This is a genomic window from Citricoccus alkalitolerans (assembly GCF_039528175.1).
GTDB lineage: Bacteria > Actinomycetota > Actinomycetes > Actinomycetales > Micrococcaceae > Citricoccus > Citricoccus alkalitolerans.
The window spans coordinates 637,611-655,351 of record NZ_BAAALH010000002.1 but is presented as its reverse complement, the minus strand read 5'-3'; the positions used below and the strand labels follow the sequence as shown (position 1 = coordinate 655,351).

Annotated in this window: 16 protein-coding genes; 9 read left to right on the top strand and 7 right to left on the bottom strand. The window is 69.7% G+C overall.

Annotated features, from left to right (window positions below; genetic code table 11):
- Positions 1-57: 57 nt before the first annotated feature.
- Positions 58-1,368 carry a uracil-xanthine permease family protein gene (locus tag ABD134_RS08900; RefSeq protein ID WP_344230812.1) on the bottom strand — a complete coding sequence of 437 codons (1,311 nt, stop codon included), beginning with the start codon at positions 1,366-1,368 and terminating at the stop codon, positions 58-60.
- Positions 1,369-1,610: 242 nt separating this feature from the next.
- Between ABD134_RS08900 and ABD134_RS08895 the strand changes: the two genes are divergently transcribed.
- The 4 genes from ABD134_RS08895 (at position 1,611) to ABD134_RS08880 (ending at position 6,184) form a co-directional block, all read left to right on the top strand.
- Positions 1,611-2,561, top strand: a complete 951-nt coding sequence (locus tag ABD134_RS08895) for a carbohydrate kinase family protein (RefSeq protein ID WP_344228739.1) — start codon at positions 1,611-1,613, stop codon at positions 2,559-2,561.
- A gap of 60 nt (positions 2,562-2,621) precedes the next feature.
- The gene (locus tag ABD134_RS08890) at positions 2,622-3,533 is read left to right on the top strand and encodes an HAD family hydrolase (RefSeq protein ID WP_344228737.1); all 912 of its coding nucleotides are present in this window, start codon (positions 2,622-2,624) and stop codon (positions 3,531-3,533) included.
- 16 nt (positions 3,534-3,549) lie between these two features.
- On the top strand, positions 3,550-4,461 hold the full coding sequence (locus ABD134_RS08885; protein WP_344228735.1) for a glycerophosphodiester phosphodiesterase family protein: 912 nt from the start codon (positions 3,550-3,552) through the stop codon (positions 4,459-4,461).
- 112 nt (positions 4,462-4,573) lie between these two features.
- The gene (locus ABD134_RS08880) at positions 4,574-6,184 is read left to right on the top strand and encodes an aldehyde dehydrogenase family protein (RefSeq protein ID WP_344228733.1); all 1,611 of its coding nucleotides are present in this window, start codon (positions 4,574-4,576) and stop codon (positions 6,182-6,184) included.
- 18 nt (positions 6,185-6,202) lie between these two features.
- Here ABD134_RS08880 and pgm read toward each other — a convergent pair whose 3' ends face one another.
- From pgm to ABD134_RS08865, 3 genes are all read right to left on the bottom strand, one after another.
- Positions 6,203-7,933: a phosphoglucomutase (alpha-D-glucose-1,6-bisphosphate-dependent) gene (pgm, locus tag ABD134_RS08875; protein ID WP_344228731.1), complete on the bottom strand. Its 1,731-nt coding sequence runs from the start codon at positions 7,931-7,933 to the stop codon at positions 6,203-6,205.
- A 93-nt stretch (positions 7,934-8,026) separates the two neighbouring features.
- On the bottom strand, positions 8,027-8,350 hold the full coding sequence (locus tag ABD134_RS08870) for a hypothetical protein (protein ID WP_344228729.1): 324 nt from the start codon (positions 8,348-8,350) through the stop codon (positions 8,027-8,029).
- A gap of 161 nt (positions 8,351-8,511) precedes the next feature.
- A complete protein-coding gene (locus ABD134_RS08865; protein ID WP_344228727.1) occupies positions 8,512-9,726 on the bottom strand; it encodes a M4 family metallopeptidase in 1,215 nt (404 codons plus the stop codon).
- Between the two features lie 70 nt (positions 9,727-9,796).
- Between ABD134_RS08865 and ABD134_RS08860 the strand changes: the two genes are divergently transcribed.
- Positions 9,797-10,432 carry a DUF4190 domain-containing protein gene (locus ABD134_RS08860; RefSeq protein WP_344228725.1) on the top strand — a complete coding sequence of 212 codons (636 nt, stop codon included), beginning with the start codon at positions 9,797-9,799 and terminating at the stop codon, positions 10,430-10,432.
- Positions 10,433-10,438: 6 nt separating this feature from the next.
- Here ABD134_RS08860 and ABD134_RS08855 read toward each other — a convergent pair whose 3' ends face one another.
- On the bottom strand, positions 10,439-11,848 hold the full coding sequence (locus ABD134_RS08855) for an amidase (protein WP_344228723.1): 1,410 nt from the start codon (positions 11,846-11,848) through the stop codon (positions 10,439-10,441).
- Positions 11,849-11,929: 81 nt separating this feature from the next.
- Here ABD134_RS08855 and ABD134_RS08850 point away from each other — a divergent pair, with 81 nt between their 5' ends.
- Positions 11,930-12,256: a rhodanese-like domain-containing protein gene (locus ABD134_RS08850; RefSeq protein WP_344228721.1), complete on the top strand. Its 327-nt coding sequence runs from the start codon at positions 11,930-11,932 to the stop codon at positions 12,254-12,256.
- Complete coding sequence (pheA, locus tag ABD134_RS08845; RefSeq protein ID WP_344228720.1) at positions 12,253-13,248, top strand: prephenate dehydratase; 996 nt, start codon at positions 12,253-12,255, stop codon at positions 13,246-13,248. Before ABD134_RS08850 ends, pheA begins: the two co-directional genes overlap by 4 nt.
- Positions 13,249-13,251: 3 nt before the next feature.
- Here pheA and ABD134_RS08840 read toward each other — a convergent pair whose 3' ends face one another.
- The gene (locus ABD134_RS08840) at positions 13,252-14,484 is read right to left on the bottom strand and encodes a diacylglycerol/lipid kinase family protein (protein WP_344228719.1); all 1,233 of its coding nucleotides are present in this window, start codon (positions 14,482-14,484) and stop codon (positions 13,252-13,254) included.
- A gap of 75 nt (positions 14,485-14,559) precedes the next feature.
- On the opposite strand from ABD134_RS08840, the gene serS reads away from it, so the two are divergent.
- Both serS and ABD134_RS08830 read left to right on the top strand, forming a co-directional pair.
- Positions 14,560-15,864: a serine--tRNA ligase gene (serS, locus tag ABD134_RS08835; protein ID WP_344228717.1), complete on the top strand. Its 1,305-nt coding sequence runs from the start codon at positions 14,560-14,562 to the stop codon at positions 15,862-15,864.
- Between the two features lie 131 nt (positions 15,865-15,995).
- Positions 15,996-16,919 (top strand): HAD family hydrolase, encoded by a 924-nt coding sequence (locus ABD134_RS08830; protein ID WP_378108242.1) that lies wholly within the window; start codon positions 15,996-15,998, stop codon positions 16,917-16,919.
- A gap of 95 nt (positions 16,920-17,014) precedes the next feature.
- On the opposite strand, the gene ABD134_RS08825 is transcribed toward ABD134_RS08830, so the two are convergent.
- Positions 17,015-17,656 carry a hypothetical protein gene (locus ABD134_RS08825; RefSeq protein WP_344228715.1) on the bottom strand — a complete coding sequence of 214 codons (642 nt, stop codon included), beginning with the start codon at positions 17,654-17,656 and terminating at the stop codon, positions 17,015-17,017.
- Positions 17,657-17,741: the final 85 nt, after the last annotated feature.

Genomic DNA, 17,741 nt, shown 5'->3' with positions numbered 1-17,741 from the left:
CGCGAAGCGTGCGGCCGGCGTCGTGCGCCTCCGCCGCTTCCGCCGCAGCCGGGTGATTCAGCCCAGGCGGCCGGGCTCGGAGGACTCGTAGGGATTCTCGTCCGGATCTGCGGGGACCGGCTCGGTGCCGCGCCAGCGGGCGATGGCGGTCATGAGGTGGAAGACCACGAGCACGGTCGCGGTTCCGAGGGCGATGCCGCCGAACTGCATACCGGCGACGTCCAGGGTCGGGTCGGCGATCGCGACGATGAGACCCGCACCGGCGGACATCAGGTTGATCGTGTTCGAGAAGTCGACCCGGTTCTGCACCCAGATGCGCACGCCCATCACGCCGATCATGCCGTAGAGAATGATCCCCGCCCCTCCCGCGACTCCCCCGGGGATGGTGTTGATCAGGGCGCCGAACTGTGGGAAGAACGCGAGGGCGAGGGCCACGCTCCCCGCCACCCAGTAGGCCGCGGTGGAGTAGACGCGGGAGGAGGCCATGACGCCGATGTTCTCGGCGTAGGTGGTGGTGCCCACGCCACCGCCGAGGCCGGAGAGGGTGGTCGCCAGGCCGTCGGCCATCAGGGCCCGACCGTTGGAGGAGTCCAGGTTGCGGTTCGTCATGAGGCCGACCGTCTTCACGTGGCCGATGTTCTCCGCCACGAGGACCAGGACCACGGGCAGGAAGAGGAACAGCACGTCCCAGTGGAACTCGGGAGCGTGGAAGGGCGGCATTCCGACCACTGCGGCCTCACCGATGGGGCTGAAGTCGATCTGCCCCTGAGCCAGGGCCACGAGATAGCCCACGATGATGCCGAGCAGGATGGACAGCCGCCCCAGCAGGCCTTTGAACAGCACGGCGCACACCACGATGGCCAGTGAGGTGGAGAACGTGGTCAGGGGCACCGAGACCATGGCCTCAGTGGTGGAACCGGCGAGGTTCAGGCCGATCAGGGCCACGATCGTCCCCATGACCACGGGGGGCATGAGCGCGTGGATCCACCCGGTCCCGGCCCGCTGCACGACCAGGCCGACGAGGAACAGCGCGGCTCCGGAGACGAAAACGCCTCCGAGGGCCCCACCGATGCCGTGCTGGTTCATCGCCGCGCTGATGGGCGCGATGAACGCGAACGAGCTGCCGAGATACGACGGCACCCGGCCGGCGGTGATGATCAGGAACAGCAGGGTGCCCACGCCCGAGAAGAACAGGGAGGCGGTCACCGGGAAGCCGGTGATGGTGGGCACGAGCACGGTGGCGCCGAACATGGCCATCACATGTTGGATGCCGACGCCGATGGTCTGTGGCCAGGCGAGCCGCTCGTCCGGGGCAACGACCTCGCCCGGGGTGATGTGACGGCCGTCGCCATGCAGGCGCCAACCCATGCCGAGCCGGCGGCCCGGGGACCGCTGCTCTCCGGCGGCGGCCGCTGTGATGGGTGCGGCAGCCGCACCTGCGGAGGCTCCCGTGGTAGGCCTGTTGGCGGGTCCGTTGGTGGGCTCTGTGGGGTCCTTCGAGGTCACGGGCGTCTTTCCGGTCGGGTCGGGGTGTGGGAACTGCCTGGCGGACGTCCGGAGGGCCGGTCGAAAACCGAGAGGGCAACTGAGCGGTAGGGTACCGTTGATCTGTGACTGATTACGTGGGTGTGGTCGGCGAGGCGCTCGTCGACGTCGTCCTTTCCGATACCGCGACGCCGCGGGTCCACGTCGGCGGCAGTCCCCTCAATGTGGCCGTCGGCCTGGCCCGGCTCGGAGAGAACGTGTTCTTCGCCGGCCGCTATGGCCATGATGACTACGGCACCATGGTCCGCGAGCACCTCGACCGCAACGGTGTGGACTCGGTGCTGGACCCTGACAGCCTGCCGACCTCTGTGGCCACTGCCCGCCTGGACCCCACCGGGGTGGCCCACTACGAGTTCGACCTGGACTGGTCGCTGCCCGATCCTGATGAGACGGCCCGGCTGGTGCGCGCCGTACTGGACCGGGACGGCCGGGCACGGACCCTCGAGCACCTGCATACGGGATCCATCGCCACGATGCTCGAGCCGGGCGCGTCCACCGTCATGGAGTTGCTGACCACGCTCGAGCCGGATGTCACCCTGAGCTACGACCCGAACTGCCGCCCCTCGATCGTCCCCGATCGGACAACCGCCCGCCGCCGGGCCGAGGAGTCAGTGGCGTTCGCGGACATCGTGCACGCCTCGGACGAGGATCTGGCCTGGCTGTACCCGGACCGTGCACTCGAGGACGTGCTCGTCGAGTGGCAGCGGATCGAGCCGGCGATGGTGGTGGTGACCCGCGGGGAGACCTCGCTCCTGTGCGCCACTGCCGCCGGCGTGACCGAACATCCCGTCACGCCCGTGGAGGTCGCGGACACGGTGGGGGCGGGCGACTCCTTCACCGCTGCCCTGTTGGTCGCCCTGAAGGACCGCCGGCTCCTGGGCGCCGAGAACCGCGAGGCACTGCGGAACATCAGCCCGGAGGATACGACGGCGGTGCTCGCCTATGCCGCGCGGGCGGCGGCCATCACCTCGTCCCGGCTGGGGGCTGATCCGCCCACGCGGGACGAGCTCGGCTGAGGCGCCCCGCCGGTTCGCCTGCATCGTCGCCCCCACCGGCACCCGGCCTAGAATGGGGCCATGTCCCGTCCAGAACCGACTTACGAACCGGTGCCGCCGGCTCCGGCCGGTCCGGCCCTCCGCCGGCCCCGGTTGATCGCCAGCGACCTGGACGGCACCATCATCGGCTATGACCACACCCGCACCGGCCTGATCTCGCCGCGCACGGTGGAGGCCTTCCAGGCGGCGCATGACGCCGGCATCCAGGTGGTCTTCGTGACCGGCCGGCCCATCCGCTGGCTGACGCCGCTGACCGAGGCGCTGGGTCATGCCGGGCCCATCATCTGTTCGAACGGAGCCGTCGTCTACGACCTCGTGCGGGAACAGGTGATCGACTCCAAGCCCATGGACTTCGAGACCGTGCTGCAGGCGCGCGAGATGATCGCGACTCTGGACCCGTCGGCGTCGTTCGGAATGGAAACCCTCGAGGGCTTCCACTTGGATGCCGCCTTCATCGACCGCCAGGATGCCGAGGCCACGGGGGACCTGGTGTCCGGCGAACTGGCCGCCGGCGTCCACGTTGCACCGCGCCTGGACGAGGTCCTGCCCGCGGATCCCGCCGTGGTGAAGTTCCTGGTCAAGACGCGCTCCCATGAGCCCGATGCCTTCCTGGCCGAGGTCCGGGACCTGCTGGGGGACCTGCTCGCCGTGACGCATTCCGCACCCGGGATGAGCCTGCTGGAGTTGTCCCGGCCGGAGGTCAACAAGGCCACGACCTTGGCCGGCTTCGCCGCCGAACACGGCATCTTCGCCAGCGAGGTCGTGGCGTTCGGGGACATGCCCAACGACCTGGAGATGATCCACTGGGCCGGCACCGGGTACGCCGTTGCATCCGGACACCCGACCCTGCTGGCGGCCGCGGACGCGACCACCGGAGCCTGCGATGACGACGGGGTGGCCCAGGTCATCGAACAACTGCTCACCCTCGGCTGACGGATAGGGTGGACGCGTGAAGCGCACCCTCCTGCCTCTCTATCTGACGGATTCCCTCCCCGCCCGCCGGGGCTGGCCACTGGCCTTCGCCCACCGCGGGGCAGACACCACCCGGGAGAACACGCTGACCGCGTTTCGCAGCGCCGTGGACCGCGGATACGGCTACCTCGAGTTGGACGTGCGCACCTCGAAGGACGGGGTGCTCATGGTCTTCCACGATGAGGTCCTGGACCGCGTCACGACCGGTTCGGGGAGGATCTCGGACCACACCTGGGAGGAACTCAGCGCGCTCCGGGTACTGGATCCAGCCACCGGGCAGGGGTCTTCCCGCGGTCCGGTGCGGGAGCGGGTGTCCTCGGGTGGAGGTGAGGCGCTGGTGTCCGAGGCGGGGTTCGCCGGGAGCGACCTGCTCGAGGGCGAGCACCTGCTGCGCTTCGAGGACCTGCTGACCGCGTGGCCTGATGTGCACCTCAACGTGGATCTCAAAGACGATGCCGCGGGCGAGGCCATGGTGCCCCTGCTGGCCCGCCATGATGCCTGGGACCGGGTGCTGATCGCCTCATTCCATGATTCCCGCCGCCGGCGCTTCACCCGGACGGCCGGCCGCCGGATCGCGATGTCCGGCGGCGGATGGGCCATCGCCGCTCTCGTGCTGGCGGCACCCCTGGGGTTGACCCGGTTCGTGGCGCGCCGGCTGGTCCACGTCGACTGCGTCCAGGTCCCGGTGAAGCAGGGTCCCATCCCCGTGGTGACGCGCACCTTCGTGTCCCGGTGCCAGGCCGCCGGACTGCAGGTCCACGTCTGGGTGGTGGACGAGCCCGCGGAGATGGAGCGCCTGCTGGCCCTCGGTGTGGACGGCCTGATGACGGACGATGCCGAGGCACTGGCCTCCGTGATGGAGGCCCGCGGGTACTGGCCACAGCGTTAAACCCGCACTTTCAGGGCAGATATCAGTACTGATCTCTGCCCGCAAAGTTGGAGTGAGTCTGGTGCGGCCTGAGCGGCTGCGCGGCGTGGGCCTATGACGTTACCGTGGGGGGATGCCCCAGATTCCGGACTTCATCGCGGACCAGACCCTGAACCCCGGCCATCACGGGGACGGCCCCGAGCCGGAGGACACGGCGCTCGACCCGGCGCCGATGCTGCACGTTCCGGCCGGACCGGACGTGGCCAGCGGGAACGAGGAGCCGGCCACCGCCGTCACGAGAATGCGCCAGGCGGCGGCCCTGCGCTTGGCGCACCCGCGGCGTTTCCGGGCCGGTCAGCTCAAGGGGATCCGCCGGATGCTGGAGGAGCAGGCCGACGCGATCTGCGCGGCTCTGGCGGCAGACCTCGGCAAACCCGCCGTCGAGGCGATGCTGACCGAGGTCCAGCCCACCCGCTCCGAGGTGGACCACGCCCTGCTGTACCTGACCGACTGGATGGAGCCGGAGTCGGCGAAGGTGCCGCTGGCGTTCCGCCCCGCCAGCGCCAAGATCGAGGCGAGGCCTCTGGGGACCGTGTTGATCATCGGGCCGTGGAACTACCCGATCCAGACCCTGCTTGGCCCGCTGGTGGCGGCCGTGGCGGCCGGCAACTCCGTGGTGCTCAAGCCCAGCGAGAAGGCACCCGCCGCCGCCGAACTCATCGGCCGGCTCATCCCGCAGTACCTTGATCCGCGCGCCGTCGCCGTGGTGCAGGGCGGGGCCGAGGCCGTGCAGGCCCTGCTGGCCGAGAAGTTCGACCACATCTTCTACACCGGCGGGGAGCGCGTGGGGCGGATCGTCTACGAGGCCGCCGCGAAGCAGCTGACCCCGGTGACCCTGGAGTTGGGCGGCAAGTCCCCGTGCGTGGTGGCGGACGGACGGAACTGGCCGGCGATCGCCCGCCGGATCGCCTTCGGCAAGTTCACCAACGCCGGCCAGACCTGCGTGGCCCCGGACTACGTGCTGGCCGTGGGGGAGGAGTCCCAGCGGCAGCTCGAGAAGCACCTGCCGAAGGCCATCGAGGAGTTCTACGGCAGGGATGCGCAGCAATCGCCGGACTACGGCCGCATGGTCAGCACCGAGCACCTGCAACGGACCGTGGCCCTGCTGGAAGATTCCCTGTCGGGTGGCGGAGGCGGGGACAGTGCCAGTACGGGTGAGGCTGCTGAAGGCGGTGCTAGTTCTCGGTCCGGAGTCGAGGGGCGCCCGCCGGCGCGGCTCGTGCATGGCGGCCGGGCCGACGTCGCCGACCGGTTCTTGGAGCCGACGGTGGTGGCGGATGTGTCCCCGGACAGTGCCCTGATGGCGGAGGAGATCTTCGGGCCGGTGTTGCCGATCGTCCGGGTGGACACCTTCGAGGAGGCCGTGGAGTTCATCACGGCCCGGCCGCACCCCCTGGCCGCCTACCTGTTCACGGACAAGCACCGTTACCACCGGGCCTTCGAGGAGCGCGTCACCGCCGGCGGCATGGCCTTCGACGTGGCCCTGCTGCAGGTGGGACTGCCCACGCTGCCCTTCGGCGGGGTGGGCGCCTCCGGCCTGGGTGCCTATCACGGGCGGGCGGGATTCGAGACGTTCTCCCAGCTGCGCCCTGCCGTGACGAAGACCGACCAAGTGGACACCCTGAGGATGGTCTACCCGCCCTACACCTGGGCCAAGCGACAGGCCCTCAAGCGCCTGCTGTGACCTGCCGGCGGGAGAGGATCAGGCGATGACGGCGTCCACGATCGCCTTGGCCTCCGCCTGCACTTGAGCAAGGTGTTCGGCGGAGACGAACGACTCGGCGTAGATCTTGTACACGTCCTCGGTGCCGGAGGGCCGGGCCGCGAACCAGGCGTTCTCGGTGGTGACCTTGAGACCGCCGATCGCCGCGCCGTTGCCGGGGGCCTCGGTCATCTTGGCGGTGATCGGTTCGCCGGCCAAAGTGTCAGCGGTGACGTCGGACGGGGACATCCTCTTGAGCTTCGCCTTCTGCTCGGCGGTCGCCGGGGCGTCGATGCGGGCGTACACGGGATCGCCGTACTGCTCCACCAGCTCCGCGTAGTACTCGGAGGGGGTCTTGCCCGTCACCGCGCGAATCTCCGCGGCGAGCAGACACAGCAGCAATCCGTCTTTGTCCGTGGACCAGGCGCTGCCGTCGAAACGCACGAAGGAGGCGCCGGCGGACTCCTCGCCGCCGAACACCCCGGTGCCATCCAGTAGTCCGGGCACGAACCACTTGAAGCCGACCGGCACCTCCACGAGGGGCCGGCCCAGTCCCGCGGCCACCCGATCGATCATCGAGGAGGAGACGAGGGTCTTCCCGACGCCGGCACCGGCCGGCCAGCCGCGACGGTGCCGGTAGAGATAGTCAATGGCGACGGACAGGAAATGGTTCGGATTCATCAGCCCGCCGTCCGGGGTGACGATCCCGTGGCGGTCAGCGTCGGCGTCGTTGCCGGTGGCGATGTCGAAGGGGGCAGCGCCGGCCGACTGGTTCTCACCGGTCCCCTCGGCCCGCATCCGCTCGATCAAGGAGGCCATCGCGTTGGGGGAGGAACAGTCCATGCGGATCTTCCCGTCCCAGTCCAGGGTCATGAATCCCCACTGCGGATCGACCTCCGGGTTCACGACGGTCAGGTCCAGGCCGTGCCGGGCTCCGATCTCTCCCCAGTACCCCACGGACGCGCCGCCCAGGGGGTCCGCGCCGATGCGTACCCTGGCCTGGCGGATGGCATCCAGATCGATCACCGTCGGCAGGTCTGTGACATATCGGTCCAGGAAGTCGTAGGTCCCCAGCGCGTCATGCTGCCGGGCCTCGGCCAGCGGGAGGCGCTGAACATCCGCGAGGCCGCCGGCGAGCAGGGCGTTGGCGCGGTCGGCGATCCAGTTCGTGGCGTCCGTGTCCGCGGGTCCACCGTGGGGAGGGTTGTACTTGATGCCGCCATCGGTGGGCGGATTGTGGGACGGGGTGATGACGATGCCGTCCGCCTCGCCCTCCCCGCTCGAGGGTTCGGCGTTGAAGGCGAGGATCGCGTGGGAGAGGGCGGGGGTGGGGGTGTAGCCCTCCCGGGAGTCGATCAGGGTCCGAACGCCATTGCCCATGAGCACCTCCAGCGCAGTGTCCTGGGCCGGCCCGGACAGGGCGTGCGTGTCCTTGCCCATCAGTAGCGGCCCGGTGACGCCCTGGGCGGCACGGTACTCGATGATCGCCTGGGTGATGGCCGCGATGTGGTCCTCGTTGAAGGAGGCCTTGAGCGAGGAACCGCGGTGCCCAGAGGTTCCGAAGGCGACCTGTTGGGCAGAATCCGCGGGGTCCGGATGCAGCTCGGCATAGGCGGCCAGCAAGGCCGGCACGTCCACCAGATCCTGCGCGAGGGCGCGAGTCCCGGCTCGTTCGGCGGCGGGCTTCACCTGGGTGACAGCGGCATCGGGAGAGGTGTTCTCAAAGCTCATGTCACCACTGTGGCACGCCCGGCCCGGGGCGGACAGAGAGTGTGCCTACCGTGACACCACTCGGTTTCTCTCAGCCGTCCGGTCCGTGCCGGACTACTGGGGCGCGGTCACCACGGAGATGAGGGCATCCACCTCCGGATCACGACGCCGGCCCTCCTCGTCGCATCGCAGGGAGCCTTCCCCACAGGTCACGGCCCAGACGAAGCCGTCCCGCACCCGGCTTGGCTCCTCCTGCGAGGGTTCGGTCTGCAGGGCGGGGCCGGTTCCACGGTCGTCCTCCTCGGCACGGTGGCTGTGCTGCCCTGGTGAGCCAAGGCCTGCGATCCGGTGTGCCGCACGCGCGGCCGGTCCGCCGTCGTCGGGAACCGGGGCGGACCACCGACGCACCATCCCGGCGATCCCGCCGGAACGCTCCACTGTGACCTCGAACCGTGCGGCTCCCGAACCTCGTTGAGGTTCTCCGGGTTCTGCAGGTTCTCCAGGTTTCCCCGGCGGTCCCGGGGGGCTGTCAGCAGTGCCATCCATGGTGCAAGCCTACGCAGGGGGGCTGCCGGTGCCGGTTGATCCGGGGCCGCCGGTCAGGACCGGGCCGCCAGGACCCCGACCTGCTCCCAGGCGTCTCGGATCGCCGTGGCCACGGCCTCGTCGAATCGCTCCCCGGCCATCAGCACGGTGGCCCCTGCGAAGCTGACGAAGTCGGCATCCCGAGGCAGCGACTCGCCTGTGACGACATCGAACCAGACCTGCCCTGCCCGCTCCCAGGAGTGTCCGCCGAGGGCCATCGCCGCGAGGTGGAAGGCCTTGTTGGGGATGCCGGAGTTCAGGTGCACCCCGCCGTAGTCCGCCGTAGTCTCCACGTAGTCGTCCATGTGCGCCGGTTGCGGATCCCGCCCCAACCGCGGGTCATCATAGGCGGTCCCCGGCGCGGCCATGGAGCGCAGTCCGTCAGCCTGGACGCCCTCACCGAAGATCTCCGAGCCGATCAGCCAACTGGCCTGCTCGGCCGTCTGGCCCTGCGCGTACTGGTCCACCAGGACGCCGAGCACGTCGGAGAAGGACTCGTTCAGGGCACCGGACTGGCCTTCGTAGAGCAGGTCCGAGGAATACTGCATCAGCCCGTGCGCGAGCTCGTGGGCGATCACGGACACCGAAGGCGTGAAGCCCGTGAAGACCTCACCGTCGCCGTCCCCGAACACCATTTGCGTCCCGTCCCAGAACGCGTTGTCATAGCGCTGGCCATAGTGGACGGTCGCGAGCAGTCCCAGCCCGGTCCCGTCCAGGGAGGACTGCCGGTAGACCTCCTCGAGGAACGCGTGCACGGAGCCGATCCCGTCATAGGCCTCGTTGACGGACACGTCCTCCACCGGTGGCTGTCCCTCCGTTCGCACGGTCCTGCCCGGGAGCTCCTCGGTGTTCTCCGCATCCGAGATCGTGCGATCCAGGGTGCCCGCCGGGGCGGCGAGGGCGCGCTCCGGCAGGGCCCCACGGTGTCGCCGCTCGCGGACCTGTTCATCCAGTCCCAGGGTCCTCGCGACGGCGACCGGCGGCCGGTGCCGAGACAAGTGCTCCAGCAGATACGGGGGCACGGCGCAGCGGCGTCGATACCCCGGTGCAGCATCGATATCGCGAGGCGTGGTCGCCGTGAACATCGTCATCGAATCCCTCCCGTTGCCGCCAGCGTCGGACGGTCCGGCCCTGCGGTCTCGATCATCCTGCATGCGGGCGCGGACACGATAGGGATCGGCGGCGACCGGGACGGTGCCCGATCCGTTCCGTAGACTGATGCTCATCATCCCGCCCTCCGGCGGCTGGCTCGCCCAGCATCCGGGCGGGCCCGCACCAGTCGAAGAGCCAAGGGGAGCCATGTCCGATCGGGACGCACGTCAGCACGGTGGCCAGCCGTCCGAGTCGTCGGACGGCAACCGTCCGTTCAATGACCCGCAACACCCCTCCTGGTACTCGGACCCCTCCGCACCGGCCACGCCCGCCGATCCTCGGCAGGCACCCGGCCACGAGGCCGCCGCGCGCAACCCCTACGCAGACCAGCCCCTGGCCGGCCCCTACGGCAATGGCCAGGGCCAGTACCCTATCCAGGGTGACTATCCGGTCATCGCCAATCCGTCAGGTCAGGGCACTCCGTCCGGACAGAGCGGACCCTACGGCCAGAGCGGGGCCGGAAACCCCTACGGCCCACGCCCGGGCCACACGGGACCGTGGGACGCGTCCGGTCGTCAAGCGGGCAGCCCGTTCCCATCGGCAGGCCATTCGGCCCAGCCCACCGGCTTGGCCGTGGCATCCATGGTGTTGGGCATCGTCGGCGTGGTGACCGGCGGCTTCCTCTTCGTGCCCCAGATCCTGGCGGTCATCCTCGGCCACCTCAGCTTGCACCGCGACCGTCAGGGCCGGGGTTTCGCGATCGCCGGACTGGTCATGGGCTATCTGATGACCGGGTTCACGCTCCTCGCCGTTCTCGGATTCATGGCGCTGCTCTTCGTCTGACCGGGTCTAACCGGCCAGCAACTGTTCCATCCGGGCGGCCAGCGCCAGCAAGGGGCCCTCCGTTCCGGGCCGGCCAATGGCCTGGACGGACCAGCTGAACCCGTCCGCGTCCCGTAGTACGGGGACGGAGATGGCCGGCAGCCCCATGACGTTGACCATGGACGTGTACGGCGTGAACCGGCACTGCAGCTCGTAGTCCTCGGCCGGGGGCAGGGCGGTGAACGTGCCGATCGCCGGCGGGGCGAAGGCCAGGACCGGCGTCAGCACCACATCGTGCGCGGCCAGCTGACGGCGGGCATCGGCGGCCCAGTCGGTCAGGCGTCCCACCGAGGTGACGAGGTGGTCCTCGGAGTAGCCCCGGGCCAGCTCCAGGAAGTGGGCGGATAGCGGCCCGAGGAGAGGCTCTGCCCCCTCCGGCAGGGGGACCTTGGTCAGGGCCGACGTCCATACGGTGCGGAAATCCCGGTGGTACCCGGTCGCGTAGGAGAGGTCGGCCTCCACCACCTCGTGCCCGTCCCGGCCCAGAGCCGCGGCGGCGGCGGTGAGGGCGTCCACGGCCGGCCGGGCCAGCGTGATGTCCAGGTCCGGGGAGAAGGGGGAGGCGGTGGAGTACCCGATGCGCAGTTGTCCCGACGCGGCCTCCAGGGCCCGCGGCAGGCTTCGACCCTCGCCGCCGGGGCCGCCCAGCATGGCGTCGTACAACAGGGCGGCGTCCGCGGCGTTGCGCGCCAACGGCCCCGAGACCGTGAGGTTTCGCACCGAGTCGTCCTGCTGATCGGTGGGAACGGTCCCCCGCCCCGGTTTCAGGCCCACCAGTCCGCAGGCCGCCGCCGGGATGCGGATGGACCCGCCGCCGTCGCTCCCGGGGGCGAACGGCAGCATGCCGGCCGCCACGGCCGCGGCACCACCGCCCGTGGAGCCGCCCGCGGTGCGTTCCGGGTCGAGCGGATTGCGCGCCGGGGCGGAGATGAGGTTCTCCGAGTGGCAGGGCAGGCCGAACTCCGGAACGGTGGTCTTGCCGGTGGAGAGGGCCCCGGCGGCGTGCAGTGCGGCCGCCAGCGGGTCGTCCTCTGTGGCCACGGGGGCCTGCGCCGTCACGCGGGAGCCGTACGAGGTGCGCATCCCGGCCACGTCCACCAGGTCCTTGAACGCCAATGGCAATCCGTGCAGGGAACCGGTGACGCCGGCGTCGGCGAAGCGCCAGTCCAGCTCCTCGGCGCGCTGGAGGGCTGCCTCCGGGTCGAAGGTGATGAACGCCCCCAGTTCGGGGTTGCGCCCCTCGGTCACGGCCAGGAAGTGCCGCGTGACGGCGACGGCGGACTCCTCCCCGGCCGCCAGGGCGTCCCGCAATTGCAGGGCGGTCAGGCCATCCAGGTTGGAGCCGGTCGCATCGGCGGGGGTATCCGGGTGGTTCATCCCCCCACTGTAACGAGCGCCATCGGGCGACGCCGGGTCGCATGGTTCCAGCCGTCCGCCCCCCTCGATAGGCTGGTCACCATGAGCATGTTCGAAACCGTCCCAGTCGGCGACGTCCCCGAGAACGCCACCATCCTCGATGTCCGGGAGGATGATGAATGGGTCCTGGGCCGCGCTGCCGGCGCCCTGCACATCCCCCTCGGTGAGCTGCCCGAGCGGATCGAGGAGCTGGACCCGGACACCGACTACTACGTGATCTGCCGAACCGGCGGCCGCTCCATGCGCGCGGCCGGATTCATGGTGGACCGCGGTTACTCCGCCATCAACATCGCCGGCGGCTCCGGTGCCTGGCTCGAGTCCGAACGGCCCATGGAGGCGGACGGCGGAGCCGAGCCGACCGTCAAGTGAACGCTGCTGTTCCGCCGGCCGAACCCACGTACGACGCCGGCTCGCCCACCCCGGGCGAAACGGGCACCGAGCGTGCGCGGTACGTCTACCTCGGCCCCGCCGGGACCTTCACGGAGGCGGCCCTGCGCCAGGTCCCGGACACCAAGGGAGCCCAGTGCGACCCTGTCGGCTCGGTGATCACAGCGCTCGCGGAGGTCCGCGACGGCACCGCCGACTTTGCCGTGGTGCCGATCGAGAACTCTGTGGAGGGCGGCGTCACCGCCACCCTGGATGACATCGCCGCGGACGACAACCTGCAGATCCGGCGGGAGATCCTCGTGCCGATCAGCTTCGTGCTGGTCGGCCGGCGTCAGCTTCAGCTGAACGAGATCCGGACGGTCTCCACCCACACCCACGGCTGGGCGCAGGTGCGCAACTGGGCCGCGGCCCACATCCCCCAGGCGGAGTTCGTCCCGGGCAACTCGACCGCCGGCGCGGCCCGGGGCCTGCTCGACGACTCCACGACCTACGATGCCGCCGTCTGTGCGCCGCTCGTGGCGGAGCAGACCGGCCTGCCCGTGCTGGCCTCGGCCATCGAGGACACGGCCGGTGCCGTGACCCGGTTCGTCCTCGTCTCCCGCCCGGGCCCCGTGCCGGCGCCGACGGGCTCGGACAAGACGACCGTCGTCGTGCCACTGCCGGAGGACCACCCCGGCGCGCTGATGGACATCCTCGACCAGTTCTCGACGCGCGGAATCAACCTCTCGCGGATCGAGTCCCGTCCCACCGGGGCCGGCCTGGGCAGTTACTTCTTCTCGATCGACTTCGAGGGCCATGTGGCCGAGGAGCGGGTGAAGGCCGCGCTCGCCGCCCTGTACCGGATGATCCCCGGCATCCGCTTTCTCGGGTCCTACCCCCGTGCCGACAAGCTGAAGTACTCGATCCCGGCGCACACCCAGGATGCGGCCTACCGGGCCGGGCAGGAGTGGGTCACGGCCATCATGGAGCGGTAGGGCTCAGTCCGCCGCCTCCGGGACGGCCTCCGGCCGCATGGCCGGGGCGGCGGCCGAGTCCGGCACGTCCGTGGCCGGCATCTGCACCCGCAGGGAATCCGGCTTGACCCGCGCGTCGATGACCTTGACCTCCATGATCGCGTCACCGTCGAGCTGGGCGACCATCGGCTCGTGCAGCACCACACGGCACCGGGTCGCCTGGTGGGTCTCCATCACGGGGATCTCCGTGGTGGACTTGGACAGCGTCTTGGCGGCGATGCGGACCCAGTCGCCCACATGGCGCGGGGAGAGCATGACCACGTCCAGCAGGCCGTCGTCGAACCGGGCGTCCGGGATGAAGTCCATTCCCGCGGTGAGCTCGCCACAGTTGGCGACCATCACGGACCGGACCTTGCGCCGCTGGGGGGCGCCGCCGTCGAGGGAGACGGAGATCTCCTTGCGCTTGCCGGCCAGGTGGCGCATGCCCGCCTCACCGTAGGCCAGCCAGCCGGCCCGAGCCTTGAGGTCATCACGGGTGTCACCCATGACCTCCGCGTCGATGCCCGCGCCGGCGATCACCAGGAAGGTGTTCTTCTTGACCTCGCCGTCGGTGCCCTCAAGCTTGATGGTGACGGAGTCGATCTCGCGCGTGGACCCGTGGATGGCCGTGTTGATGCAGGCCTGGTGGTCGTCCAACGGCAGCTTGAGATTCCGCGCCAGCAGGTTGCCGGTGCCCATCGGCACGAGCGCCAGCGCGACGTCGGTCCCGGCCAGTTCCTCGGCCACGAACCGCACCGTGCCGTCGCCACCTGCGGCGATCACGACGTCGGCGCCGTCCCGGATGGCATCCCGCGCCATCTTCTGGCCTGGGTCCTCCACGGTGGTCTCGTAGACCTTCAGCTCGGGCAGTCCGGCCTCGGCGACGGCGGCAGTGGCCTTCGCGCGGATGCGGTCCGCCCCGTTCTTGGACGGGTTGAGCACGAGGGCAACGCGCTGGGGGTGGTCCATGGCGCGAGCCACCAGGGGTGCGTCAGCGATCTCGCTGACCTGCCCGTCCAGGGCCTGGACTCTGCCGTTGAGGTCGTCCATCCGGCCCGGCAGGGTCTGGACGTTGCCGTGCAGCGAGGTGACCTGGCCGTCGAGGCGGTCCATACGATGGCGCAGGCGCCGCTGCCCGGTCCAGAGCCCCGTGGCGAAAGCCAGCGCGGCCACCACGAGGACGAGGGCGATGATGACCAGGACCAGTTCAACGGGCATGAGCAGCAGTCTACGGGGAGGCCCGGCATCGCCATCCTGCAGTGACGCGGCCGGAGACTGGCTAGGCTGGTGTGCGTGATCGACGTCAAGCACCTCATTGAAAACCCGGACCTCTATGTGGCCTCCCAGCGCGCACGCGGCGCCGACGAGTCACTCGTCGAGCAGATCGTGTCCGCCGACGCGGAGCGCCGTTCGTCGATCACGGCGTTCGAGGAGCTCCGCGCCGAGCAGAAGGCCTTCGGCAAGCGGGTCGCCGCCGCCAAGGGTGAAGAGAAGCAGCGGTTGCTGGCAGAGGTCAAGGAGCTCTCCGCCAACGTCAAGGCGGCCGAGGCCGCCTCAGACGAGGCGAAGACCCGGCTCGACGGCCTGCAGCGCCGGTTCCCGAACCTCATCGAGGATGGCGTGCCCGCCGGCGGTGAGGACGACTTCAGCACCATCAAGACCGTGGGCACCATCCGGGACTTCTCCGCCGACGGCTTCGCCGCACGGGATCACCTGGAGATCGGTGAGCTGATCGGCGCGATCGACATGGAGCGCGGTGCCAAGGTCTCCGGGTCCCGGTTCTACTTCCTCAAGGGGGTGGGCGCCCGCCTGGAACTGGCGCTGATGCAGATGGGCCTGGACCTAGCCCTGAAGAACGGCTTCATCCCCATGATGACCCCCACCCTGGTACGTCCCGAGACGATGCAGGGCACGGGCTTCGACGTGGAGCACGATGACGAGATCTACAAGCTCGAGCGGGACGACCTGTACCTGGTCGGCACCTCCGAGGTCGCACTGGCCGGCTATCACGCGGACGAGATCCTTGAACTGGGGGAAGAGCCGATCCGCTACGCCGGTTGGTCCACCTGCTACCGCCGCGAGGCGGGCTCTGCCGGCAAGGACACCCGCGGCATCATCCGCGTGCACCAGTTCAACAAACTGGAGATGTTCATCTACACCTCGACGGAGCGCGCCGCCGAGGAGCACGCCCGGCTCCTGGACTGGGAGGAGCAGATGCTCGCCATGGTCGAGCTGCCCTACCGCGTGATCGACACGGCCGCCGGCGACCTCGGCATGAGTGCCGCCCGCAAGTTCGACTGTGAGGCCTGGGTCCCCACCCAGGAGACGTACCGGGAGCTGACCTCCACCTCGAACTGCACCACATTCCAGGCCCGCCGCCTGAACATCCGTGAGCGCGTGACCGCCGGAGAAGGCGGCAAGAGCGGCTCCAAGGGCGGCACGCGCATGGTCGCCACCCTCAACGGCACCCTGGCCACCACCCGGTGGCTCGTGGCCATTCTGGAGAACCACCAGAATGCGGATGGCTCCGTCAACGTTCCGGCGGCCCTGCGGCCCTACCTGGGCGGCCTCGAGGTCCTGCCGGTCCTCTCGAAGTAGCCCCTCAGGATGGAATCCACCCTGGGGACAAGATGTCCACACTGGGGACAACCTGTGAGTGTTAACCGTCCCGTCATCCGCCGACAGGGAACCGACTACTGCGTGTCCGTGCGGTCTGCTTGACTAGGGGCATGCTCAATTCAAGGAACGCCGGCACCGAAGACCGGCATGAAGACCGGAACCCGATCACCGGTTCCCTCCAGACCACCTACCGTCCCACCTCGGACATGACCTCGTCGGGCCACCAGCCCCACGGCAACGAGTCCCGCAAGATGGTGTGCCTGGACGTGGACGGAACGCTCGTGGACCACGACGGCCACATGGACGATGAGGTGCGGGAGGCCGCGCGTGCCGTGGTCGAGGCAGGCCACCACGTCCTCATCGCCACGGGCCGATCGCTCGCGGCGACCCTGCCGATCATCCAGACCATCGGCTTGGAGCAGGGGCACAGCGTCTGCAGCAACGGCGGCGTCACCCTGAAGCTGTCCACTGACCTCGAGGCCGGCTACGAGGTCATCGACCGCAGGACCTTCGACCCGGCGCCGGCTCTGCGTTCCCTGCGCCACCGCCTGCCGAGCGCGAAGTACGCCATCGAGGACGACCGTGGACGCTTCCTGTCCACCGAGCGCTTCCAGGACATGAGCTTCGGTGTCCAGGCCGAGGGAGTGACCTTCGAGGAGTTGATGGAGGCCACCGCGGTGCGCCTCGTCGTGTTCTCGACCGATTCCTCGGCCGAGGAATTCGGCGAGGCCGTCGAATCCATCGGCCTGCAGGGTGTCACGTACTCCGTGGGCTGGTCCGCCTGGCTGGACATCGCCGCCGCCGGCGTCACCAAGGCGTCCGGGCTGGAGGCCCTGCGCGACCACCTGGGCGTGCACATCGACGACACGGTGGCCGTCGGTGACGGTCGCAACGACATCGAGATGCTGGCATGGGCCGGCCGCGGTGTGGCCATGGGCCAGGCGCCGCCGGAGGTCGTCAAGGTCGCCGATGAAGTGACCGGAAACGTCAGTGAGAACGGCGCCGCCGCCGTCCTGCGCTCGCTGCTCACCTGATCCACTTCACTACCACGGCGTCCTCAGTCGATCTCAGGTGGGTGTCCGGCTCGGACACCCACCCAGAGTCGACCGACAGTCAGCAAGGGAGAACCTCAACGCGGGAGTTCGACCGCGTCCACCAGTGAGAGCAGTCGTTCGGCCGCTGGGCGGCAGGCGTGCTCCTCATTCCAGAAGGAGCGCTGCACCGCCTTGGAGACGGCTTGCACCGTGATCCCGAGCTCGGCGGCCACGGGCTTCTGCTGTCCCCGGACCCCCGGGACCAGCAGGTCGAGTACCGCCCATTCCGCATCAGTGCGGGTCAGCACCAACTGCCCGATGAGTCGCAGCACGGCCTCGGCCTCCTCGGCCACGTCCGCGTCGGGGCCGTCCACGGCCACCGGAACGCGGGTCCCGGTCCTGGCCGCCTCCTCTACCGCCCGCCGCGCGTAGACCAACCCCGGCCCGCCGACGTCGTGGATGACCTGGGTGTCCGGCAGGGAACCGCCGTGCTCCGCGCTGGCCGGACCCACAGGGCCGACACCGATGCCCACATTCCAGCGCCGCTGGCGCAGGGCCCGCATGGCGGCATCGACGGCAGATCGGGCGTCCGGCACGATGCCGATGGCCTCGTCGCCGAAGGAGCGCTGGAATGGCACCACCGTGCTCACGGGCCGCAGCGATCGCAACAGGTCGCCGACCATGTCCCCGACTTCCCGCGAATCACGCTGGTTGATCGTCAGGACATAGTTGGGCATGGCCTTGATTCTGCCAGCAACCCGCGCCCCGGCCGGCAGGGCCACCTCCCTCGTGACAACTTCTCTTAACCACGTCGAGGGCCGT